Consider the following 23,966-nt stretch of genomic DNA (forward strand, 5'->3'; position numbering starts at 1 on the left):
GTTACAACGCCGGGCGGCGCAACAGGGATGCACATCTTCTGATCAGCCTTTTGTCCGGGGGCGGACAGCGGGGCGCCAGACGCCGCCACGGTGGACAATCCGGGCCGCCTCTCCTATGCGAAGGGCTCATTGCGAAGCTTGGATGGGCTTTTCCGACATGTGCAGTTCCGTCACCCCGACATCAGCCGACGACACCACCGTCCCAGAGGAGCTGGTGCGCGCGCTGGCCGCCCATCCCGACAACCTGGCCCTGATCGACCGGGATCACCAGCTGAGCTATGCCGAACTGGCGCGCTTTGTTCAGGAATTCCAGTGCCAGCCCACAGGCCAGGGGCCGATCGCCATCTTCGGGATGCCCAGCACGCTGCTGGCGGCCGCGGCCACCGCCTGCGTGATCAGCGGGCGGCCCTTCGTGCACCTGGACCCCGCCATGCCGCAGGCCGTCCTGACCAACATCGTGGATGAGCTGCAGGTGGGGACCATCATCACCAGCCAGCCGCCGCAGCCCGGGCAGCTGCCCGCCCAGTGCCGGGTGATCGCCGCCGAAAGTTGCCTTGGCGGGGCGCAGGGGGATCGGACGGCGCTGCTTGCCGCCGCTGTGCGGCCGACGGATGCGATCTATCTTGTGGCTACATCCGGCACGACCGGACGGCCGAAATGCATCCCGGTGACCCATGACGCGGCCTTCCTGTCCTATCGCTGGCGCGATGCCTATACCCCCTATGACCCGGCGATGCGCGTCGGGATCTACATCTTCGCGATCTGGGAGATGTTCCGGCCGCTGCGGCGCGGCGCGCAGCTGCACTTTCCGGGGCTGAACGACCTGATGTCGCCCAAGGCGCTGGTCGCCTTCCTGTCGCGCAACCGCATCGACGAGATGCTGTTCACCCCATCCTTTTTCGAAAAGACCCTGAGCGCCATCGACCCGGCCCAAGGCGCCGCCCTGCCCCTGCGCCGCGTCGTCCTGAACGGCGAGGTCGTGCGCGAGGGGCTGGCGGCCGAGGCGCTCCGGCGGCTTCCGGACACCCGGATCTGGAACCTCTACAGCATCTGCGAGACCCATGACATCTGCATGACGCAGGTCACGAGCGCCCCCGCTCCGGCCGAAGGCCTGTCCGTCGGCGCGGCGATGCCGCATCTGCGCGCCGTGGTGCTGGACGACGGCGACCGGCCCTGCCCGCCGGGCCTGCCGGGCCTGCTGCATTTCGAAGGTCCCCGGATGCTGGGACCGGGCTATGTCAACCGCCCCGAGGAAACTGCCCAGCGCTTTCGCACCCTGCGGCTGGAGGGCCAGGATCAGCGCCTTTATGACACCGGCGACCGCGGCTATGTCACGGCCGACGGACAGATCCATGTGCTGGGGCGCGTGGCCCACATGCTGAAGCTGCGCGGCCACAGCATCCAGACCCGCGAGCTGACGGAAACCATGGGCGACCATCTGCGCTTTTCCCAAGCGATCCCTTGGGTGCAGCAGATGGACCGCCAGGGGCAGGTGCTGGTCTTCTATTATACCGCCGATGCCGCGCAGCAGGCGGTGAATGCCGAAAGTTGGGACCTTGCGCCCGGCTGGCAGCGCACGCCCCCGGCCTTGGCCGAGGCGCTGCAACAAGGCCTGCCGCGCTATTGCACGCCAACCTACCTGGTGCACCTGCCGGAAATCCCCCTCAACCCGGTTTCGGGCAAATGCGACTTCAAGGCGCTTCCGGCCCTGCCGCCCGCGCATCTGGAGCCGGAGGAGGATGACGGCAACCTGCCGGTGACGCGCCTTGCCGCGCGCATCCTGGCATGTCCGGCGGCCAACCTCGATCCGTCGTTGTCCTTTCATGACCAGGGCGGCGATTCGCTGATGTGCGTCGATCTGCTGCTGTCGCTGGAGGCGGGTTATGGGCGGGCGGTGGATTTCGATTGGGCGCTGAACCTGCCCTTGGCCCGGCTGCACGACCTGCTGACGAAAGACGCCGCCGCAACCCCGGTCGCCCAGTTTGAGCGCAGGGGCATCCTGCTGACCGGCGCCACGGGTTTTCTGGGCGGGCATGTCCTGGCCGAGGCCGCGCGGCACCTGCCCGGCGACCAGGTGATCTATTGCCTGGTGCGGCCCCGCGACACTAACCCCCAGGCGCGCCTGGCCGCGCGGGCCGATGCCCTGGGCATCCCGCGGGACCGGGTCGTGGCCGTGGCAGGCAGCATCGACGCGCCACGTTTTGGCCTTGATCCGGACAGCTATGACCGGTTGGCCGCGCAGGTCTCATCCGTCATCCATTGCGCGGCGATGGTGAACCTTGCCGTCGACCGCGAACGGATGGAGGCCTGGTCGCAGGCGGGCATCATGACGGTCCTGCAGTTCTGCCGCGATGCCGATGCGCCGCTGGCCTTTTCCAGTTCGACCTCGATCTTTCCCGATGCGGGCGGCCCCTTTGCCGAAGACGTCACCGCGCCCTTTGCGGGGATCTCGGGCTATGGTGCGGCCAAAATCGCCGCCGAACATGCCATCGCAGCTTCCGGCGTGTCGGCCATGATCCTGCGGCTGCCGTCGCTCTACGACCTCGGGGATCCCAATCCCAAGGACATCTACGAAAGCATCCTGACGGGCTGCCGGCAGTTGGACCGGGCGCCCCTGGGCCTTTGCTTCAGGATGACCGATGTCCGTGCCGCCGCGCGTTTTTTGGTCCGGCAACCCGCGCCCGAGGGGCTGCGCTACTGCAACCTGATCACGGGCGATGCCGTGACCGCGCCTGCGGACATGCAGGTAATGCCGGTCACGGACTGGCTGGAGGCCGCCCCCCTCAGCCCCGCCGAACGGCGGCTGCTGCAGGACAACCCCGGCACTCTGCAGGCGGATGCGCGGTTCGACCATGCGCAGGCGCGGCGGATCTGGGACCAGCTGGGCCTTGGCCCCTTCGCACAGGTGTCGGACGTGTCAGGCCTGCTGGCGCGCCGGCTGGAGGCGCAGCGTCACCACAGCGACCCGGCATTGACCTGATGGTCGGCCATGGTGATGGCCCGGGCCGCGTCGCTGGCCAGGAAGGCTGCCAGACCCGCAATCTCGTCGGGCTGCACCAGCTGACCTTGCGGGTTCGAGGCCTCGTATCTGGCGCGAACCTCGGCCCGTGACTGGCCGGTCTGCTGCATGTCCTGTTCGATGAACTGCTGCAGCATCTCGGTCTCGACCCAGGTCGGGCTGATGCTGTTGCAGGTGACGCCGTGCGGGGCCGCCTCCAGGCTGACGCAGCGCCCGAGGCCCAGAAGGCCCGCCTTGGACGCGCAATAGGCGGCGTTGTTCGCCATGCCCTGATGCGCCGCGACCGAGGCGATGTTGACGATGCGCCCCCATTTCCGCTCCATCATGCCGGGCAGGACCGCCCGGATCATCTTGAAGGTCCCGGTCAGGTTCGTGTCGATGGTGTCGTCCCACAGCCGGTCGGGATGACCGGCTACAGGCGCCTCGTCATAGACGCCGGCGGCATTGACCAGCACGTCCACGCGCCCGTGCTCCTCGACCACCTTCGCCACGAAAGCCGCGACGCTGTCGGTATCCCTGACATCCAGGCCGCGAACGCTGACGGTTGCCCCAAGGGCCTGGCGCAGGTCGCGTTCAAAGGACGGATCGTCGCCGCGCCGGGCGCCGATATGGACGATCATGCCATCCGCCGCAAAACGGCGCGCCACGGCGCGGCCGATCCCCGAAAGGCCCCCGGTGACTATCGCGATCTTCTGGGTGTTGTTCATCATTTCAACTTGCTCTGCCGGATCAACAAAAGCCCACCGCAGGGGGTGGAACACGAAGGCGGCGCCGGGTCGGACTGCCGGCGCCCTTATGCCGGCACCGATCCCTGCCGTCCAACAGGAAATCCGCGGCCTGCGGCGGCGATTGCCCGATCCAAGGCACGCTGCTAGGTTGCCCGGAAAAAAGCGGACCTCACGAGCGGCGGGACAACCAGACATGAAATTCTATGGCGTGACGATGCGGACCGTCCTGCGGGTGGGGGCGATCCTGCTGCTGACGGGCTGCGGAGGCTTTCAGCGGCACAGCGAACGCGAATGCATGGAGCGGGCGATGTATTTCGAATCCAACCGCTCCAGCCGCGACGGGATGGTCGCGGTGGGCACCGTGGTGATGAACCGGGTCCGGTCGGGGGATTATCCGCGTTCCGTCTGCGGGGTGGTGTCGCAGAAGGGACAGTTCGCGCCGGGGATCATGTCCCGCAAGATGAACGACCGGTCCGTCCCGCTGGTGCGCGAGGCCGCCGCTTCGGTCATGCGGGGCGAACGCCATCCGATGGTCGGCAACGCCCAGTTCTTCCACGCGGCCAGCTATCGGGCATCCTACAACAACATGCACTATGTCCTGGTGGCGGGCGGCAACGCGTTCTACGAAAGGCGCAAGCCCGCCTTGGTGACGCGGCCCTACCCTCCCGCACCGATCGAGGGGATGACGGGACGGCGGGGCTGGCGCTGACCGTCTAGGTCGGCCCCGCCCCCAGGCCCGATGCCGCGCAAAGCGCCACCTGGTTCTTCCGGTGGCGCAGCGCCAGGTTCCGGCCCGCGCGCCCGTTCAGGAACCTGCGCGCGGGCCGGAAGGGGCGGTCCGCCAGCTGGGGCAGCAGTTCCATGATCTCCTGCCGGCTTTCGCGTCCCATGCTGTCCAGCGCCTCGGCGCCGGTAAAGAGGCTTTCCGTCATGGCGCCTTCGGAACAGATCACCTGGTGGCGGTCGAACATGACGTGCCAGTATTCGACCGGCGCCTGATCCTGGATCACCTCGATCCCGCAGCTTCCGACCAGGTGCTTGGCCGCGACCAGCACTTCGTCCTGGCCGAACATCCGCCCGGCAATGCGCGAGCGCAGCAGGACCCGATGCTGCGGCGAAACCGTCAGCGCTCGCAGGGGAAGCCCCTCGCCAAGCGCCCCGGCCGAAATGCGGATCGGCCGCAGCCTGGGCCGCGCGGCCAGTTCCGCCGCTGACAGCGCCCGGTGCCCGATCCACAGGACAGGCTGTGCGCCGGCGTCCAGCGTCAGGACAAGATCACCCCGGCGCAGGTCCTGGACCGCGACCTCGCCGTCCGGCGTCAGGATCATGGTGCCCCGGACAAAGCATGGCACGCCGGTATTGTCATTGGTGAAGTCCGACGGCTGCAGACCCTCGAAGACGATCCCCCCACTGCCATTGACCAGGAGGGACTCCTTGCCGTCATAGCTGACCAGGCGCCCTGAGGCATCGGTCGTGTTGGACTGGTTCAGGATGCCGTCATCGGCATGGTCGGCCTTCAGCTGCGACAGGCTGTAGTAGTATCGGCTGAGGTCAATGAAATCGTTGTTGGTCGTGTCGCCGTCACTCAGCGCGCCGGTATTGCCGGTATTGAAGTCGGTGATCCTGTCGATGCTGCCATCGGCCGTATAGACGAAAACATCGTTGCCCGATCCGCCCGTCAGACGGTCGGCGCCCGTGCCGCCGTTCAGCGTATCGTTGCCTGCACCGCCATCAAGGACATCATTGTCGGCGCCGCCGTTCAGCAGGTCGTTGCCAAGGCCGCCCATGAGGGTGTCCTGCCCCGTTCCTCCGTTCAGCGTGTCATGGCCATCGCCGCCTTCTAGGTAGTCGTTGCCCGCACCGCCATCCAGCAGATCCTCGTTCGCGCCGCCACGGAGGCTGTCGTCGCCATCCTCGCCGTTCAGCGTGTCGTTGCCGTCGCCCCCATCCAGCCGGTCATTGCCCAAGCCGCCGTTCAGCAGATCGTTGCCCAGCCCGCCAACCAAGGTGTCGTGCCCCGCACCGCCGCCCAGCGTGTCATGGCCATCCCCGCCTTCCAGATAGTCGTTGCCCGCGCCGCCATCCAGCAGATCCTCGCCCGTGCCGCCATAGAGGCTGTCGTCGCCATCCTCGCCGTTCAGCGTGTCGTTGCCGTCGCCCCCATCCAGCCGGTCATTGCCCAAGCCGCCGTTCAGTAGATCGTTGCCCAGCCCCCCTACCACTGTGTCGTTGTCGGCCCCGCCGTTCAGCGTGTCGTGACCGTCGCCGCCATCCAGATAGTCCATGCCGGCGCCGCCGTTGAGCACATCCTCGCCCAGCCCGCCCGCAAGATAGTCGTCGCCGTCATCCCCGTTCAGCGTGTCGTTCCCCGAGCCGCCATCAAGGTGATCGTTCCCGAGGCCGCCGTTCAGGACGTCATTGCCCAGGTCGCCGACCAGCGTGTCGTGTCCGGCCCCTCCGTTCAGCGTGTCATGCCCGGCCCCGCCGTGAACATAATCATTGCCCGCCCCACCGCTCAGCAGGTCCTCGCCCGCGCCGCCATAAAGGTTGTCATCCCCGTCATCGCCGTTCAGCGTGTCGTTGCCGTCGCCGCCGTCCAAGTGGTCGTTGCCGATGCCGCCGTCCAGCCGGTCGTTGCCTGCGCCCCCCACAAGCGTGTCGGCACCGGCCCCGCCGCTCAGCGTGTCGTTGCCCCCGCCGCCGTTCAGGGCGTCGTTGCCGTCCCCGCCGATCAGCAGGTCGCCGCCATCGCTGGTGATGTTGTTGTTCGTGGTCAGGTTGATCTTGACGTCATGGCCCGACGGATCGAAGTCCAGCGTCCGCGTCTGGAGAGAGGCGATGTTGATATCCCCGACGCTGTCGTCCAGCGCGGCGAAATATCGTGTGGCGCCGGTGCCGGACAGTGGTACCGCGCGGATGAAGGCGATGTTGGTCCTGTAGTCGTCGCCGGTGACGTTCCGGATGGCACCAGAGCCGTCGGTCAGCGTCACCGGCTGCGACGTGCTGGCGGGCGTCACCAGGTGGATCTTGTAGGCCACGCCCCCGATCGTCAGGATACCGCCATTGTAATCGGTGTCGTTCAGCTCGACGATGCTGGTGGCGGTATTGTCGTTGTCGCCGGTATAGGTCGAGTTGTCGATCACCCCCAATATGGTGCCATTCGCGGCGCTATAGGTGGTATTGCTGGCAATACCCGACAGTTCGATAAGATCGTGAAGATAAGGCACGACGCACTCTCACAAAACACCACTGGCTTTGCCTGAGATAATATGAATCGTTTATTCCGTCCCGACCATTCAGATTAAGATTCTAGTGATTACGCCATCCGAATATGCCAAAGAGTATGATATCGGATTTACATATAGACTGTATCTGGAAACGAGGGACATAAGTTCTTGCAGCCAGCCGCGTGGGAAACAGCTGGTCAGGACGGTTTCTTGGCAAGCTTGCGGATCTCGGCGATGTCGCCCACACCGTAGAGATGGATGCCGGCCTTGCGGGCCAATTCCTCGGCGCTGCGGGTATAGGTGCCGGTGGTGACGACGGCCGCGACATGCAGCCCGTGAAACACCCGGCCCGCGATCGCCTCCTGCACTGCCTTGTTGCCGACCGAGCCGGTATAGCGCTTGCACTGTATGCCGACCTTGGTCCGGCCCATGGTCGCGACGATGTCGATCCCCTGGTCCCCGCTGGTTTGGGTCAGGCGGGTGCGCCAGCCCTGCTGCCGCAGGCGGCGCGCCACCCACAGTTCAAAGTCGTGGCCGTCGCTTGGCACCCCGAGGGTGAAGGGCTGGCTGGGACGACGCCGCGGCGCCCTGACTGCTGGGGGAGCGACCGGCTTGGCCCTGACCTTCCGCCGCATCACCGGGCGCCGCCTGCGCCTGCGCCTGGGTCGCCGCAGGACCCAGCCGGGAAGGATCACGATGGTGCAGCCCAGCATCAGAAGCGCCTCTGGCTGCCGGTGCAGATCAGCGAGACACAGGATGGCCAGCCCTGTCGCCAAGGTGCAGAGCGCCATCGCGAGCCAGGCAAGCCCACGGGCGAGGGAGTAGAGTTTCTTCTGCAATGACGGCGGCCGGCTGGATGTTTTTCAGAAAGTATAGCCGTAAAGAATTGCAGAGAACAGATATGGAACGCGCCACGGCGGAACCTGCCAAGTCCGTGGAACAAGCGCGATCGGCCAGCAGGTTCATGGGTGCCTGGAGGGGCCTGGCAGCGGAGCGGGCCGCTTGCGCCCATCGCGATGCCGGTAAGGAGGCTGAGGGGTCCGAAGTGTCAGGAACGACCGGTGTGCTTGCGGGCGGGTCATTCCTCTTCATCCTGATCCTTGCCGGCGCACCCTGAGCGTCTGCCACCTGAGTATCCGGTAGTTTGGGCCGCCCCCACGACTGTCGCATCTGGCCCCGCGATCAGGCAGCGGCTGGCCCGAGCTGTCGTCGGTGCCGCTATGACGGGATCGTTACCCGGGGCGTCGATCTCAAAGCCTTTGACCGAGCCAGTGACGCCCTCGGCCATATGAGCCAGCGCAAAGGCCAAGGGCAGAAGGGCTAGTTTTGGCACGGTCAGTCGTCCAGGATCTGGAGGCCTCTCTCCGCCAACCGAAGATGACGCCGCTGCGACCGACTGATGACGACTTGGAGACGGTTCGACGGCCAGCCAGCCCTCCAGGTTTCGGATTAATGTTCTCCCCGACAGCGAGCGTAATTCATCCCGCTGCCAGCATATTCGCCCGGGAAACCAATAAATGCCGCACGGGCCGCGGCAGGCCGCACCTTTTGCCGGCTGCCCCCCGCAGTCAGCCAGGCCAGCCATAGGAGGCCGCCGCAGGATAAGCCACGGCGACTGTCACTTCCTCAAGGCGTCAGCAGATACTTGGCCCCTGTCGACTTGCGGACATAGGCCGCAATCGTCTCGGGCTCCAGGGCCTCCTCGAGGGTGATACGGGCGGTGTAATGGCTGGCAAAGGTCGTCGTCATCTCGTCCAGGACGCGCTGGCGCATCCGCTGGACGGTGGCCGGATCCAGGCGCTGCAGGGCATGGAAGAGCAGCCAGCCGCCGACGCGCCAGCTGAACCCGAAACCGCGCCGCAGGACCGAGGGTCCGGTGTCCAGCGCGCCGTAGATGTAGCCCTGCTTCATCACCGACGAGCCATAGCGGTCATAGCTGGTCATGCTGCGCGCCGCGACCGCTTCCATCGCGTTCAGGATGGTGCTGGTCATCTCGCCCCCGCCGATGGCGTCGAACGAGATCGTGGCGCCGGTCGCGGCGATCGCCTCCGTCAGGTCCTCGCGAAAGCTGTCGGTGCTGCTGTCGACGACATGGGTCGCACCCAGGTCCCGCAGCAGGGCGACCTGTTCAGCGCTGCGGACGATATTCACCAGGCCGATGCCATCCGCCTGGCAGATGCGCACCAGCATCTGCCCGAGGTTCGACGCCGCCGGCGCGTGAACGATGGCGGAATGTCCCTCGGCACGCATCGTTTCGACGAAGCCCAAGGCCGTCAGCGGGTTCACGAACAGCGCCGCGCCTTCCTCGGCCGAAGCTCCCTTTGGCAGGACCAAGCAATCCTTGGCCTCGATCAGGCGCAGGCGGGCATACATCGCGCCGCCCAGCATCGCGACCCGCCGGCCGATCAGGTGCTGCTGGTCCGCTCCCGCCTCGATGACGGTCCCTGCCCCCTCGTTGCCGACCGGCAGCGACTGGCCGATCCTGGCCTTCATCGCCGGCATGGCGCGATCGGGGATGCGCGCGGTCAGCGCCTGGCCGTCATGCGTCAGTGTCTCCATGTCGGCCGGGCCGAACATCAGCCCCAGGTCCGACGGGTTGATCGGCGCCGCCTCGATCCGCACCAACAACTGCCCCGGCCCCGGTTCGGGCAGGTCCACAGGCTCCAGATGCAGCCGCAGCGTGCCGTCCGGCGTGACGGTCGATCTCAGTTCCAGGCTCTCGCGATCCATGTGTCCTCCAATGCAGTTGATGCAACAGCCGAAACCCTCCCGCAGTTGCAGCCGGGCTTCAATCAGATCGTCGCAGGCCTCTTTGCGGCGCTTGCCGAAGCAGGCAGGGGCTCAACCCTATCATGTTCGCAACAGGGGCAATAATGAAGACCTCCCGCAGCAAGTTCACCAAGCCCATGCCGACCGGGACAACCGGACCTTCGCGTGCTAGGACGGAAACCCCCGACACCTTTGCAGAGCCGCCGATGACGATCACGCACCAAGATGAACTGGAAGCCCTGAGGCGGATCGGCCGTCTTGTCGCCAACACCATGCATTCGATGGCGGCAGCGATGGAGCCGGGCATGACGACGCGCGAACTGGACGGGATCGGCCGGGACCTGCTGGAGCGGGAGGGGGCCGTGTCGGCACCCCAGGCGACTTACGATTTCCCCGGAGCCACCTGCATCAGCGTCAACGAGGAGATCGCCCATGGCATCCCCGGCGAGCGCGGGCTTGTCCCAGGCGATTTGGTCAACATCGACGTGTCCGCCTCTCTGGATGGCTATTTCGCGGATACGGGGGCAACGTTCGGCATGGGCCGGATGCAGCCGTCCCTCGACCGGCTCTGTTGGGACGGACGGCGCGCGACGCAGATCGGTATCGCGCAGGTGGGGCATGGAAAACCGCTGGCCGGCATCGGCAACGCCATCGGCGCCTTCGCGGCGCGGCACGGCTATACGCTGATCCGGAACCTGGCCAGCCATGGTGTCGGCCGCGCCCTGCACGAGGCACCCGAAGAAATTCCGACCTGGCCCACCAACGGCGACAAGCGACGAATGCACGATGGGCTGGTGCTGACCATCGAGCCATTCCTGTCACGCGGCGGAACCTGGGCCATGTCGGGCCCTGAAGACGACTGGACCCTCTACAGCCGGCCCGCGGCGCCGGTCGTGCAATACGAGCATACCGTCGTCGCGACCCGGCGTGGCGCCATCATTGTCACGCTGCCGGGGTAACTTGGTCCAGCAGGCAACGGGACGTCATGCTGAACCACGCCGCCGCGGAGCTATCTGCGCGCTTCGCGGAGCCCGCCCTTTCGCCGTCATCGGCACAGACACCTGCCCACGCTTTGGCTAAATCAGGCGCAGGTCTTTCACACCCTGCCGGTGGATCATGAGGAAGAATGCAAATTCGGCGCCCCAGCACCACCCTTCCTTTGCTGCCCGGCAGCATCAGCAGAATCGCCTCCGGTCACGCCAGAGGATGCACCCTAGGGGAAGGCATGGACCAGCACTCCGGCAGCATGGTCATGTGCCGGGCTTCGGCGCTTGTCGGACCATCGCAGGACCAGTTAATGCCTAAAACCCGGCAACCCGCCGACCGTTGCAGTGCGGCGGCAAGGGACAGCTGTTTGATCAGCGCCAGCCAAGGGCGGGCGCGACATGGGTCAGGATCGCCTCGATCACGTGGGCATTGAAATCGACCCCCAGCTGGTTGGGGACCGTCAACAGCAGGGTATCGGCCTCGGCGATGGCCTCGTCCTGCGCCAGTTGCGCCACAAGCTGGTCAGGCTCGGCCGCGTAGCTGCGACCGAAGATGGCGCGTGTCTGCGCATCCAGATAGCCGATGCTGTCGCCCGCCTTGCTGCCGCGCCCGAAATAGGCGCGGTCCATATCGTTCACCAGCGGGAAGATGCTGCGGCTGACGGAGACCCGGGGCGTGCGGTCATGGCCGGCCTCCTTCCACGCTGCGCGATAGGCACGGATCTGCTTGGCCTGCTGGATGTGGAAGGGTTCTCCGGTCTCGTCATTCTTGAGGGTCGAGCTTTGCAGGTTCATGCCCAGCCTTGCCGCCCAGATCGCGGTCGCGTCCGATCCGGCGCCCCACCAGATGCGTTCGCGCAGCCCTTCCGAATGCGGCTCCAGCCGCAGGAGGCCCGGCGGGTTCGGGAACATGGGCTGGGGATTGGGCTGCGCAAATCCCTCACCCCGCAGGACGTCGAGCAGCACCTCGGCATGGCGGCGGCCCAGATCGGCATCGCTTTCACCCTCGGCGGGCTGATATCCGAAATGCCGCCAGCCCTCGATGACCTGCTCGGGCGATCCCCGGCTGATGCCGAGCTGCAGCCGCCCGCCCGAGATCAGGTCGGCGGCTCCGGCATCCTCTGCCATGTAGAGCGGGTTTTCGTAGCGCATGTCGATGACGCCGGTGCCGATCTCGATGCGCCTGGTCCGCGCACCGACGGCCGCCAGCAGTGGAAAGGGCGAGGCCAACTGGCGCGCGAAGTGGTGCACGCGAAAATAGGCGCCATCCGCGCCCAGTTCTTCGGCGGCAACGGCCAGATCAATGGACTGCAGCAGCACGTCGCCCGCAGAGCGGGTTCGCGAACCGGCGGCAGGCGACCAATGCCCGAATGACAGAAATCCGATCTTTTTCATGGCAGCATCCATCCAAACCTTCGAGCCGATGCCTGTCAGCTATGTCGGAAGGCGCGGGAATGACAGGGATGGCCCCTGTGCGCGGGTGAACAGTGGCTGTGTGACGAAGCCGATGCCCATGCGCCCCCTGAATGCTTTTTCCGACCAGCCATCGTGGCAAATCCGCTGGCGGACCATGCTGCGCTTCTGTGCGGAGGGGCCACTCCCTGATCAGGCAAAAAATTGGATATTTGCCAGGCCGGACATGCAGGCGCCCCTCATGTGCCCCGTCACCGCGGCGGTGTTTGATGTCGAGAGGTCTTGGCCAGACCCGCGTCCGCCTGCCACGCAAGCGCCGCCAACGCGCGGCCAGGAGATGAGAAGTGGTTCACCGGGCCCCCGCTGGCGGGCGCTGCCAGCAACCAGAAGCGTTGATGGTGCGAACTACGGCACCGCCCTAAAGGCGAATATGGGCGACGTTCCGCCCAGCATGCGGCGTAAAAACGACAGGCCGTGACTCGGGCACCGGGTCGGTTATGGATCCGCCATCCGAGGGTTCATATTCGCGGGCGACGGTATCACCCGGGTGCCGCACATCAAGGCGGAGGTCCAGAATGACGCAACACGGCAACCACCCGAGCGCGCGCGTGGCGACGCTCTTGATGATCATCTGCCTGGCCGCGGTACCGGCAGGCGCCCAGACCGGCGGCAACGGTGTTCCCACTGCCCGCGAAATCTGGCGGCACCTGCCTGCGCTGCCCGGGCAGCCCCGCGAGGCGGCACCCGAGCCGGCGCCCCCGCCTGCCCCCGCACCTGCCCCCAGCCCCAAGCCTGCACCATCGGCCGCACCGCGCCCCGCCGCGTCGAACGATCCAGCCCCCCGCCGTGCATCGCCGGCGCCGACCCGCCGCGGAACCCCCGAAGCGGCGACGCCGGAATGGCCCCGTACGCTGGCCGAGGCGCGGGTCGTCATCCACTATCCCGAGCGCGGCGGATACGAACGGTCGCAGGAACTGGTCCGCCTTCTGCGCGCCGTCGGCACGGCCGAGGTCGAGAGCCGCGCCATTCCTTATGCAGTTGACCGGCAGAGCATCCGCTACTTCCATGCGGCGGACCAGGACGTGACGGGAAGGATCGCCGATCTGGTCGGCATGACCGGCGGCGGTGGTCGGGAGACAGTGTCCGACTTCACGACGTTTCGACCGACACCCAGAAACGGCACGATCGAGATCTGGCTGCCGGAGACAAGGTTTTAGTTTGCGGGCCGCGTTCCCAAGTCGTGGGCGAGACGTACATGGCGATATCTCGGCTCTCTCGGAAGTCCGGGCCGGCCAGCCTTGAAGCGGCACCATGTCCCGTGGCGTATCTTTCATCGCCTGGATGGATGAGGGCGTCGAGAGGGGTCGGTTGATGTGCAGCAGACGACGTCTCCTGTGGGATCGGCTGCGACAGGCCTCTGGGTCTGGCAAGACCGGTCCGGCAGCGGCGGCCTGTCTATCCAACCAAGCCGGTTCTGGCCGTTTCACGACCTGGAGATACGGCAGCTCAGCGGCAACGGCGGACATTTCGGAGCGGGGCAGATCTCTGTTGGTGCCCTGTGTCCTGGCATGCCTGCAGAACTTCCCGCCGTTGGCCGGTCGATCGCCCGGGGCCCCCGCGCTTCTATACTTCGGATCATCGGGCGGCAAAAATGGACAGCATCAATGAAGGCCGTCACGCTGTTAATCCAAAATTAACCCCGAGGCATAAACCTCTCAGGTGCGAATCCCCATAAACCCTGTCGAGGCTTTACCCACATGGCCCACACCCTTTCCACAGCCGCCCCGGATCTGAATGCAACAGGAACTGGACCGGCGGGGGCGTCGATTTCAGGTGGCGCTGCACATGAGGCAGCACTTGCGAACCCGTCGATGGGCGTCGGCCTGAACGGGATTTCCGACTGGTCGACGCAGATGCCGTTTATCGACGTCTTCAAGAGCTCGCGCCCCTGGACGGGACATCTGGAAGGCCGGTGGGGCGGTGCCACGACTGCGCAGATCGAGGCTGTCTCGGACGCGGATGGCTATCTCACGCGGCTCCCCGCCGGAGTGAGCCATGTCAGCGCCATTTTGCTGACAGAGATGCCGGCACAGATGACGTCGATCGCCGGAACCTACCGGGTCACCTATGAAGGCCAAGGCGACATCACGATCAACGGCGCCTCCAACGTGCGATACGGCAACGGAGAGATCTGGTTCGATTATACCCCGCGCGGCAACAACCTGGTCAGCATCGACATCCAGCGGATCAACAGCGCCGATCACATCCGGGACATCTCGGTTGTACATGAGAAAAACATCGCTGCCTTCGAAGAGGGCAAGATCTTCAACCCCGACTGGATCAAGCTGATCGACGACATGCGTTCGCTGCGGTTCATGGACTGGCAGAGCACGAACAATTCGGATGTCTCGACCTGGTCTGATCGCGCCCATGCGTCGGACGCGACATGGGGCACCGAGGCAGGCGTGCCCCTCGAGATCATGGTCCGGCTTGCCAACGAGACGGGAACCGACCCCTGGTTCAACATTCCGCACCTGGCCGACGCGGATTACATCCGCAACTTCGTCACCTATGTGAAGGAGCATCTTGATCCGGATCTGAAGCCTTTCTTCGAGTATTCGAACGAGGTGTGGAACTGGCAATTCGAGCAAGCCCAGTGGGCGAACATGGAGGGCCGAAAGCTCTGGCCGAACCAGGGGGACGCCTGGGTCCAGTTCTACGGGATGAAGGCCGCCGAGATGGCGAGGATCATCGACCAGGTCTATGGCCAGAACGTGAACGAACTGGTCAACAAGGTGATCGCAACCCATACCGGCTGGCACGGGCTGGAATGGAGCATCCTCGAGGCACCGAACGCGGTCAGGAACGGCTCGGAAAAGCCGGCCTCGCTTTTCAACGACTACGCGGTCACCGGCTACTTCGACGGCAGTCTCGGCCGTGAAAAGGCACCGGTCGTTCTTGGATGGATCGCCAGTTCCGAAGCCGCGGCAGCCACCCAGGGGCGCGCGCTCGGCCTGTCCGGGACACAGCTGGACAGCTATGTCCAGCAGCACCGATACGACCAGGCCATCGGCCTCGCGGTCAGGGAATTGCGCGACGGCTCCGTGACCGGCAATCCTGATGGATCGATCGCGAACCTCGTCAAGAGCTTCGAGTACCACAAGAGGATCGCGGACGCCTATGGCCTGGACCTGGTCATGTACGAAGGAGGCACCCACGTCGTGGGGGTCGGCGAGTGGGGAAATAATCGGACACTGGCCGATTTCTTCCTGGCCTTGAACCAGTCCGACGACATGGGGCAACTTTATCTGGAGCTCTTGCGCGGCTGGAAAAACGCGGGCGGGACGCTGTTCAATGCTTTCGTCGATGTGGCCAGGCACGGCATCCACGGATCCTGGGGCGCCCTTCAACACCTGGACGACCACTCGGAACGATGGGATTCCCTTGTCGAGTTCAACAGGAACAATCCCGGCTGGTGGGAGAACAGGGGCGGGAGCGATTTCATCGGCAGTGGCGAGGTCGCGCCCGGGGCCACGGATCCTGTGGTACCTGCCCCGGTCGATCCCGCGCCGAGCAATCCGAGGCCGGCTGATCCGGCCCCGGCGCCGGTCGATCCGACACCGGTCGGAAGCATCACCGGCACGAGCGGAAACGACACGCTCAACGGCGGCTCGGCTGCCGACACGATCTTCGGCCTTGGCGGCAATGATACCATCGACGGCAGAGGCGGTGCCGACCGGATGCATGGGGGCGCCGGAAACGACATCTACTGGGTCGACAACTCGGCGGATCAAACGCTGGAGTTGGCGGGTGAGGGGCATGACACAGTCCACTCGACGATCAACTGGACGCTGGCCGACAATCTGGAGGACCTCTACCTCAGAACCGCGGCGAACAGCAGCGGCACGGGCAATGCCCTGGACAACCGCATTTATGGCAACAGTGGCCACAACGCCCTGTCTGGCATGGCAGGGAACGATGCGCTGGTCGGGCATGGCGGGGATGATACGCTGACCGGCGGCACTGGAAACGACACCTTGACGGGCGGGACCGGAAACGACGTCTACTGGGTGGACAGTTCAGGTGACCGCACATTGGAACTGGCGGGCGAGGGCCGCGACACGGTCCACGCGACGATCAACTGGACGCTAGTCGACAATCTGGAGGACCTCTACCTCAGAACCGCGGCGAACAGCAGCGGCACGGGCAATGCCTTGGACAACCGCATTTACGGCAACAGCGGCCACAACGCCCTGTCTGGCATGGCAGGGAACGATGCGCTGGTCGGGCATGATGGGGATGACACGCTGACCGGCGGCACTGGAAACGACACCTTGACGGGCGGGACCGGAAACGACGTCTACTGGGTGGACAGTTCAGGTGACCGCACATTGGAACTGGCGGGCGAGGGCCGCGACACGGTCCACTCGACGATCAACTGGACACTCGCAGACAATCTGGAGGATCTCTACCTCAGAACCGCGGCGAACAGCAGCGGCACGGGCAATGCCTTGGACAACCGCATTTACGGCAACAGCGGCCACAACGCCCTGTCCGGTTTGGCAGGCAATGATGTGCTGGTCGGGCACAGTGGCAATGATACGCTTATCGGCGGAGGTGGGAACGACACGCTCACGGGAGGAACGGGGAACGACGTCTATCGCTTTTCCGCGGGCGACGGGCGGGACGTGATAACGGATTTCGGCGCTAGGGAAGGAGAGATCATCGATATCCGCGGCTACTCTAATCTCGTCGAGATCCGTGAAGAGGCGGGAGGAGCCAGGCTTTATCTGTCAGGCAGCGACAGTATCTTCTTGGAAGGCGTTGCGCGTTCAGACCTCACTCCGGGCAACTTCCTGTTCAATGGCGCCGTACCGGTTACTTTGGTTCCCGCGGCCCCCACGCAACCTCCAGTCACCCCACCAAATTCTGCCCCTCCCATCCTAGGCGGGAATGCGGAAGATGCGCTTCCCTCCAGCATGCCGCACGGCAGCATCGTCGGCAGCATGGCCGATGACGGTCTTTCAGGCAGCCTGGGACATCACGTGATCTTCGCTTTGAGTGGCAACGACAGGATCAGCGGCACGTCGGAGAACGATACGCTGTATGGGATGTCCGGAAACGATACCCTTGCCGGAGGCAACGGGAACGACGTCCTCATGGGTGGCACGGGGGCAGATGTCCTGATCGGCGGGGCGGGTACCGACCTTATGTTCGGCGGCAAGGATTTGTCGCGGGACACATTCGTGCTGAAATCCACTTCCGAAAGCCAACCAGGACCTAAAAGCGACCTTGTCCACGACTTCCAGTCCTATGTTGATCTTCTGGACCTGCACGAAATGGACGCCAATATCCATCTCAGCGGCGACCAGGCCTTCGCATTCTCGAACAAGGGAGCGGCTGCCCATTCCATCTGGCTGGTGCAATCGGGGGACGACATCCTGGTGCGCGGAGATGTCACCGGGAACACGACACAGGACTTTGAATTCCGTGTGACCAACGTCTCTTCCCTTGCGGCGCAGGATTTTTGGCTTTGATCCATGGGAGTTGACCCGAAGCGCCGAGCCAATCCTCCCCTATCCAAGGGGAGGATATTGCTTTTCACGCAGAACCGGGCCGGACGTTGAACTGCCAGTCGCCCCCGCTCATATACGTTCACAAGATCGAGGGGGTCAGACTTTCGGCAGACTGCCCAGCCCTCCCCTGTCGAAGGCATGGACCGGTTTTAGGGTAGAAGAGAAGTGCACTTCCGGCGGCAATGCGCGATGGTCTGCGCGCCGTAGGCAGTCGCAACCTGGGTCTTTCCCGCGCCTAAGCCGCCGCTCAGGAAGATGTTCTGTGCCCTGTCCATGAGCTTTCGGCGCTGCAACTGGCGCACCGTCGCCTCGTCGACCTTGCTGGCGGCGACGCCGAAGCCCGAGACAGGCCTCGCAAGCGGGGAACCCGCGGCCTCTACATGATGAGCAATGGAGTGCACCTCGCGTTCGGACAGCTTGTTCTTAAGAAACCGGTGGAACAGGTTCGAAACGCAAGCCCTGGTTGCCACCCCCTCTGCCACTACCAGTTCTATCGCCGTGTCTGAACGGCCTGTCCGTCATGGTGGAGAACCAAGGCAAGACTACCGACCATCTTCCTGTCGCCCACACTGCCCTTGTTTACCTGCAGCGCGTCACGGCGCAGGAGGCATTGAGATAAGGTCTGGTCGATCCTCATAGAATTTTTTTCCGGTTCCTTGGCAGCCAGACCTGCTGGAACCAATTGAAGACGCGCTTCTCGCCCCAGCGAGGTCACAATCGGTAAAGGATGGTGTGAACACTATGCCCCTGCGCAGGTTGCATGGCGCCATCGCAAACCGCAGCGGTTGATGAAGATGATGCCGCCACGCGCACAGTCCGGTTGCTTTCCAAAGGTTCCACGCGGCAGGCGGGGTTTCCCGTCAGCGGACCACCCCGCTGTTCTGTGCCGTGACAGCGGTCCAGCGGGGATTGTCATCCAGCATATGCCGGCGTGCGCCCCAAAAGCCGTAGCGGCCCGGTCGGGCCATCTCCACGAACACGTTGAAGAACTCGCCGCCGATGTCGTGAAAGGTTGTCATGGCGTGGGTGTAGAGCGCAGCCATGTCCTCGGAATAGTGGAAACGCTCCAGGAACGGCAGCAGGGTCGCATCCGCCTCCACGATCGGGTGGTGGGGGACGACATGGCTGCCGCCTTCGTACATGACCAAGCAAAGGCCCGCGGCATCGGCCGCGTCCTTCTGGTACCGCCACTGTTCTTTCAGATCGGCGATCTCTGCCTCCAGCGCTGCGCGCATCTGCCCGAAAGCCGGCATGTCTCCTTCTTGCCGCCAATCCTGAATCCGCGCCGTGCCGCCCTCTGCACTCAGCCCGTGACCAAAATATCCAGTTACGGCATAGCAGTCAAAATGGTCCTTTGGCGCCGTGCGGCCCGGCTGCATCGCAACCCAACGCGGCGCGTGCAGGATGCCATGCTCCAGACCTTGCCAGGCGGTATGCGTGGTAATAACCTTCTTGTGGCGCCCGGCCGTGCCCGCATAGACGGCGTCCAGCAGCGTCGCCATCTCGGCAGCCCTGCCGCCATAGAACTGCATCCAGCCATCCTGGCCCACACGGTCGGGCCAGAGCGCTTCGGCCTGCTGGTTCGCCCAATGAGCCTGATCGAACTGGAAGTTCCAGACTTCGTTCGAATATTCGTAATGGGCGACCAGGCCGGGGCGCAGGTTGTCACGGACGTATTGGGCAAAGCGGGTGATGTGGTCGTCCGTCGCAAGATGCGGAAAGCAGAACCAGCCGTCGACACCCAGCCTGTTGCACAGCGCCACCATTGTCTCGACCGGCACCCCGGGCGTCCAGGTGGCCGAAGACGGCGTCGGCCGATCCGCCCATGCCGACAGCAGGCTGTTGTTCGTGCCCTGCCAATCCATGAACCGGAACAGGCGAAAGTCCTTGATCAGCGCCAGCCATTCCGGACGAAAGATCTCCCCTGCCTCATATAACGCGCGATGCTTCAGGTTGATGCACGGCCCGATCTTCATCGGATCGGCCGCATCAAAGCCGGTGATCTCGATGGCGATTAGGTTGTCGCCTGCGGCCGTGTAGTCGAATTCGGCAAAGTCGACGCCGCGCGTGATGTTCTGCGCCCCATGGATGTGCAGGTCACCTTTGCCGCTGATGATCAGCCGATACCGCCCGTTCAGGCTCGTGTCGGCCTCCTGGATCTCGCACAGGATGATCGTGCCGACACGATCCGCCCCCGGCGGAAGACGGAACGGGTGGCCATCCGCATCCAGATGGCCACCGGCGCGCAGTTGGTCATGGCTGTGGCTGGTGAAGGCGCTTTCGGAACGGCCCTGCCATTCGCGCGACGATTTCATCACGTCGATGAAGGGCTGGCTGGCGCCCCAATCGGCAATGCCGTTGAGCCCAAGCGCGACGGAGCCTCGGCCAGGTTCCAGCCGTGTCCGACCGGCGTCCAAAGCGGTCCTTGCCGGCTGCGCGACCAGATCCCTGCTTCCAGCTACGGTACCGCCTACATAGCCGCCCAGGATTATCATCAACTCGCGTCGGGTCAGCATGATGTCTTCTTTCTGGCAACAAATTATCGGGCGGCGGAGACAGCCGGACCGCCATGCTTCAGGGATGGCCACTTGCCGCGGCGGAACCTCCGGATGCCGCTCAGAGCTTCACGGGGCCCTCTCTGAACCATTGTTTCAAATGGTGATCAGAAATCGTGCTGGCGTCAACGCAGAGCGCTGTTCCCCGGACGTTAGGCAGTTGCTTGGGAAGCGCAGTCCACCGTTCGAAGGGGCGAGCAGAGCAACGCTTTTAACATGCTCAGAGCTATGCTCAGTACCGGCAGCGCTGCACCGCCAGCGCAAGCTACCAGCGATCGCCCTGTTTGGGTTGCGTATGGAAAAGGCTCTGCCAGCTTTTGCCGACAGAGCCTGATCGCAAGGTGCATCGCTGAACTCAGCGACGACGGGTCAGGCCGGTCCAGATGCGACCGGCATCACGATCATGGCCACCCTTGATGGCGCCCATCCAGGCAGCCAAGCCGGCGATCAAGGCGGAGACGGCGAAGAACAGCGCCGACCAGACGGCCCCGCGACGGGCGCTCTCGGCCGCCTCGACAGCCTGCTCGCGGGCCGCCTGCAGGCGCTGCTCGGCCTCATTGCGCAGTTCCTCCGCACGGGCTTCGGCAGCGGCGACAGCCTCTTCGGCCTGGGCTCTTGCTTCTTCCACACGTTCCTGTGCCTCGGCACGCAGATCCTGGGCTTGCTGGACAGCTTGCTCAACCCGGGTATCGATCTGAGCCGGGGTCAACTGGGTGCGCGCCGCGAGGGCGCTGCGAAGATAGTCCAGATCTTCCTCGGGCAGTTCGCCGGTGCGCAGGACCGTGCCGAGGATATTGGTGATCTCGCTGCGGATCTGCTCGTTCGAGAACTGGTCAGGGGCCGCCTGCTCACCGCGCAGAAAACGGTCTGTCACATAGTCCAGCGGGTTGCCGCCCATGGCACCTTCGCCACCAATGGCCGAGGCCGCCCCGCCGGCCAGTTGGCCGACGCCGCTCAACGCGCCACCGGCGACTTGACCCACGCCTCCGACGACACCACCCGCCAATTGGCCGGCACCTTGCACCACCCCACCTACGGCGGAACCGGCTGCTTCAACCGCGGTGCCCGCAGCGTTGCCGGCTGCACGTAGGCCGCTGGACACGGTGGCTGCCGCCAGGATCCCGGTCAGCAGCATGCCCAAGCCCCACACCGTCAGCCCGTGGATGCCGTCACGTGCCTCGACCTCATCCTCCGAAGCCGCATTGCGGCGGCGCATGCGGCCGGCGATGTAGCCCCCCAGGCCGTAGACGGCGACCATCGAGACGAAAGCGAAGAGGCCCACCAGGATCAACGCAAAGGTGCTCAGACCTTCGCCCTCTTCGACCGAGACCGAGCCCAATCCGATCGCAGCAGTAAAGCCGGTAAAGACCAGAGAAGCGCCGGTCGCGATGGCCGCACCGGCCAGGATGGACGCCCAATCGACGTAACCGCGCTTGGTGTCGTCTACGGATGCTTCATTCATGTTGTCTCTCCCAGTGATGCGGGACCCGTGTGAAAGAATGTCCCCGACGTGACCAAGTCCGCTTCCGACGAACGCCAGTCGCCACGAATGTTTCCCATACGTGCAGATTTAATGGGCAGGACGATGGGCACCCGTCAGGCCGTAGGTGGACAGCCCATGGCCTCTGAGATCGGCAACCGACAGCCTGCTTCAGGATGAAGGCCTGTGCCACGTCCGCAAAATTTGATGCTTCTATCAGGGTTGGCTCCTCCCCCAGAACAAAAGGGAGCCTAAACCCCAGCTTTGATCAGGCCAATTCTCAGATGCCACAGCATCATCACCGGGCGGCGCGCAGCGAGGTCAGACAGTCCAAGCAATGCGCAACAAGGGCGGATAGCGAGTTCACTGGGAGGCTGTCACCTGGCGCGCGATCTTGAACAGGATCCTTTCAGATTATCCTGCCTCCGCCGCTACCGCTGTCGCGAAGATCTTTTCCCCCGTTTGCTTTTCAAGTTGGGCCACGCGGGCCACCAGCCTTTCGCGCACGACACAGGCCACCTCCCACGAGGTGTTCGGGTCGGTGCAGGGAATGCTGAACCAGACCTCGATCCCGAAAATGTCCTGATCGGCAACATTGACGCTCGAACCGTCAAGATCGCTCATGTTGTTGCCGATGTCCAATGACGCCACCTGCTCCAGGACGTCGTTGAAGGCGTCGCGAAGCCTCTCGATGTCGGCATGCGGGTCCAACTTGAACTTGAGAACGCGCAGCATTTCCGGATCCTGCAGCGTCCAGTTGGAGAACGTCTCGGACGCAAACTCCTCGACCGGCACGATCAGGCGGGTGCTGTCCCAGTTGCGCAACTGCACAAAGGTCATGTTGATGCGTTCGACATGGCACAACTCGCCCTTGTAGACGACACGATCCCCCATGCGGGCGGACTGGTTCAGCGCGATCTGCAGCGATGCCATGATGTTGCTGAGCACGTTGCGCGCGGCATAGCCCAGGATGATCGTCAAGGCGCCCGCCGATGTCAGAAGCGACAGTCCCAGGCTCCCCGCAAGGTCTGCAGAGGACAGGACCACCCCCGCCCCGATCAGGAAGACCGCCACCACCAGCACCCGTCGCGCTGCATTCAGCCGTGTCGCCAAGGCCCGGGCCTCGGCCTGATCCGCAAGGGTCAGGTCAACATCTTCACCAGGGGCGACCAAGCCGTTCAGCAAGGCCTCGACGCCGCTGACAATGAAAAGCAGCAAGGCGGTGATAAAGCCGGTCGCAATGGCGGGCGCAAGAAAGATGTCGATGCGGCCGGAAAAGACAAAGACGTTGCCTGTGACCCACCAGACCAGCGCGGTCACGCTGGCGATGATCAGCGGCCACAGGGAGGCCTTGATGACGCCTGATGTTATCTCTCTCTTGGCATGGCGCTCTGCAATCCTGAGAATGCCATGAACGATCCAGCCCAGCAAGGCAGCCGCCAGAAGCAGCACAGGCAGGCCGATCCATTCCCATCGCATCAACCCGCCAACGGTTTTCCTGCGCATCTCGTCGGGCAAGGCCGCCTCGAAACGCGACGGGCCGTAAATGCGGTGCAATGCCGGCACGTCCCGGACCGTTTCGGCAGGAAAGACCCACAGGGGCTGATCTGCACCTTCGGGGCGGACGCGGTTCAGACGAATTTCCGCAGGGACGGGATCCAGCGACAGATCGCGCAGCAACAGCGAACGGCGCGCTTCACCCGCCTTTGCCTCGGTATCGCCACCTTGCGTCTGCAAGGCGTCGGGACGGTCCAGCAACAGCGACCAATCCAGCACGACCTTGCGGTCGATGATGTCGTAAAGGTCATGCGCCAGCTGTGGTCCCTGGGCTGCCTGCTGCGCCGGGGGCAGCTCGCTCAGGTCCAGGACATGCGCGGCGGCCTTCCAGTCCTCATCATTGGCAGCCCGCAGAAAGCTGGCCATTGCGGCGCGTGGAGTCTCTCGGTCGATGCGGTCGGGAACAGCGCCCAGACCGGGATTGAGGACTGGGGATTCGAACACCTCGTCCTGTGCCAAGGCTGGCCGGGGGGCGAAGCCCACGGCAAGGAGCGGCAATAGAAACAGGAAGGTCTTCAAAAATCTGATCATCTGCAGGCTGTCCGTACGAGGGCTTGATGCTGGGGCCAAACCCGCGCAGCCGGATATCGTTTCCTGAAATGAGGTTTCCGGATGCCGGTCCGGGAGCATGACGATTACGACGGTTGCGGATGTCT

At 64.5% G+C, this 23,966-nt stretch carries 14 protein-coding genes; 5 read left to right on the forward strand and 9 right to left on the reverse strand.

The genetic code is table 11. The features are described from left to right. Positions 1-142 precede the first annotated feature (142 nt). Entirely contained in the window at positions 143-2,980 is a 2,838-nt protein-coding gene (locus ACZ2G3_RS10830) for an AMP-binding protein (protein ID WP_470395935.1), read from the forward strand. On the opposite strand, the gene ACZ2G3_RS10835 is transcribed toward ACZ2G3_RS10830, so the two are convergent. Then, on the reverse strand, positions 2,953-3,726 hold the full coding sequence (locus ACZ2G3_RS10835; RefSeq protein ID WP_470395936.1) for an SDR family NAD(P)-dependent oxidoreductase: 774 nt from the start codon (positions 3,724-3,726) through the stop codon (positions 2,953-2,955). The two genes, ACZ2G3_RS10830 and ACZ2G3_RS10835, sit on opposite strands and share 28 nt — an antisense overlap. A gap of 214 nt (positions 3,727-3,940) precedes the next feature. Between ACZ2G3_RS10835 and ACZ2G3_RS10840 the strand changes: the two genes are divergently transcribed. Further along, a complete protein-coding gene (locus ACZ2G3_RS10840) occupies positions 3,941-4,456 on the forward strand; it encodes a cell wall hydrolase (RefSeq protein WP_419267872.1) in 516 nt (171 codons plus the stop codon). Positions 4,457-4,460: 4 nt separating this feature from the next. On the opposite strand, the gene ACZ2G3_RS10845 is transcribed toward ACZ2G3_RS10840, so the two are convergent. From ACZ2G3_RS10845 to ACZ2G3_RS10855, 3 genes are all read right to left on the reverse strand, one after another. Further along, positions 4,461-6,974: a Hint domain-containing protein gene (locus ACZ2G3_RS10845; protein WP_470395937.1), complete on the reverse strand. Its 2,514-nt coding sequence runs from the start codon at positions 6,972-6,974 to the stop codon at positions 4,461-4,463. A 197-nt stretch (positions 6,975-7,171) separates the two neighbouring features. After that, positions 7,172-7,813: a restriction endonuclease gene (locus tag ACZ2G3_RS10850; protein ID WP_470395939.1), complete on the reverse strand. Its 642-nt coding sequence runs from the start codon at positions 7,811-7,813 to the stop codon at positions 7,172-7,174. 787 nt (positions 7,814-8,600) lie between these two features. Then, on the reverse strand, positions 8,601-9,704 hold the full coding sequence (locus ACZ2G3_RS10855) for a zinc-binding dehydrogenase (RefSeq protein WP_470395940.1): 1,104 nt from the start codon (positions 9,702-9,704) through the stop codon (positions 8,601-8,603). Positions 9,705-9,949: 245 nt separating this feature from the next. Here ACZ2G3_RS10855 and map point away from each other — a divergent pair, with 245 nt between their 5' ends. Next, positions 9,950-10,702 (forward strand): type I methionyl aminopeptidase, encoded by a 753-nt coding sequence (gene map, locus ACZ2G3_RS10860; RefSeq protein WP_470395941.1) that lies wholly within the window; start codon positions 9,950-9,952, stop codon positions 10,700-10,702. 399 nt (positions 10,703-11,101) lie between these two features. Here map and ACZ2G3_RS10865 read toward each other — a convergent pair whose 3' ends face one another. Then, the gene (locus ACZ2G3_RS10865; protein ID WP_470395943.1) at positions 11,102-12,124 is read right to left on the reverse strand and encodes an LLM class flavin-dependent oxidoreductase; all 1,023 of its coding nucleotides are present in this window, start codon (positions 12,122-12,124) and stop codon (positions 11,102-11,104) included. Positions 12,125-12,717: 593 nt separating this feature from the next. Between ACZ2G3_RS10865 and ACZ2G3_RS10870 the strand changes: the two genes are divergently transcribed. Together ACZ2G3_RS10870 and ACZ2G3_RS10875 are read left to right on the forward strand one after the other, a co-directional pair. Then, complete coding sequence (locus tag ACZ2G3_RS10870) at positions 12,718-13,359, forward strand: hypothetical protein (protein ID WP_470395944.1); 642 nt, start codon at positions 12,718-12,720, stop codon at positions 13,357-13,359. Positions 13,360-13,899: 540 nt separating this feature from the next. Beyond that, positions 13,900-17,679: a calcium-binding protein gene (locus tag ACZ2G3_RS10875; protein WP_470395946.1), complete on the forward strand. Its 3,780-nt coding sequence runs from the start codon at positions 13,900-13,902 to the stop codon at positions 17,677-17,679. Positions 17,680-17,867: 188 nt separating this feature from the next. Here the strand turns inward: ACZ2G3_RS10875 and ACZ2G3_RS10880 are convergent, their stop codons facing one another. The 4 genes from ACZ2G3_RS10880 to ACZ2G3_RS10895 form a co-directional block, all read right to left on the reverse strand. Continuing rightward, entirely contained in the window at positions 17,868-18,188 is a 321-nt protein-coding gene (locus ACZ2G3_RS10880) for an ATP-binding protein (RefSeq protein WP_470395948.1), read from the reverse strand. 390 nt (positions 18,189-18,578) lie between these two features. Continuing rightward, positions 18,579-20,234 (reverse strand): hypothetical protein, encoded by a 1,656-nt coding sequence (locus tag ACZ2G3_RS10885; protein WP_470395950.1) that lies wholly within the window; start codon positions 20,232-20,234, stop codon positions 18,579-18,581. A gap of 394 nt (positions 20,235-20,628) precedes the next feature. Further along, positions 20,629-21,735 (reverse strand): hypothetical protein, encoded by a 1,107-nt coding sequence (locus tag ACZ2G3_RS10890; protein ID WP_470395952.1) that lies wholly within the window; start codon positions 21,733-21,735, stop codon positions 20,629-20,631. A gap of 432 nt (positions 21,736-22,167) precedes the next feature. Beyond that, positions 22,168-23,841 carry a mechanosensitive ion channel family protein gene (locus ACZ2G3_RS10895; protein WP_470395954.1) on the reverse strand — a complete coding sequence of 558 codons (1,674 nt, stop codon included), beginning with the start codon at positions 23,839-23,841 and terminating at the stop codon, positions 22,168-22,170. Positions 23,842-23,966 lie beyond the last annotated feature (125 nt).

It is taken from the genome of Paracoccus sp. KKT209 (genome assembly GCF_055635455.1).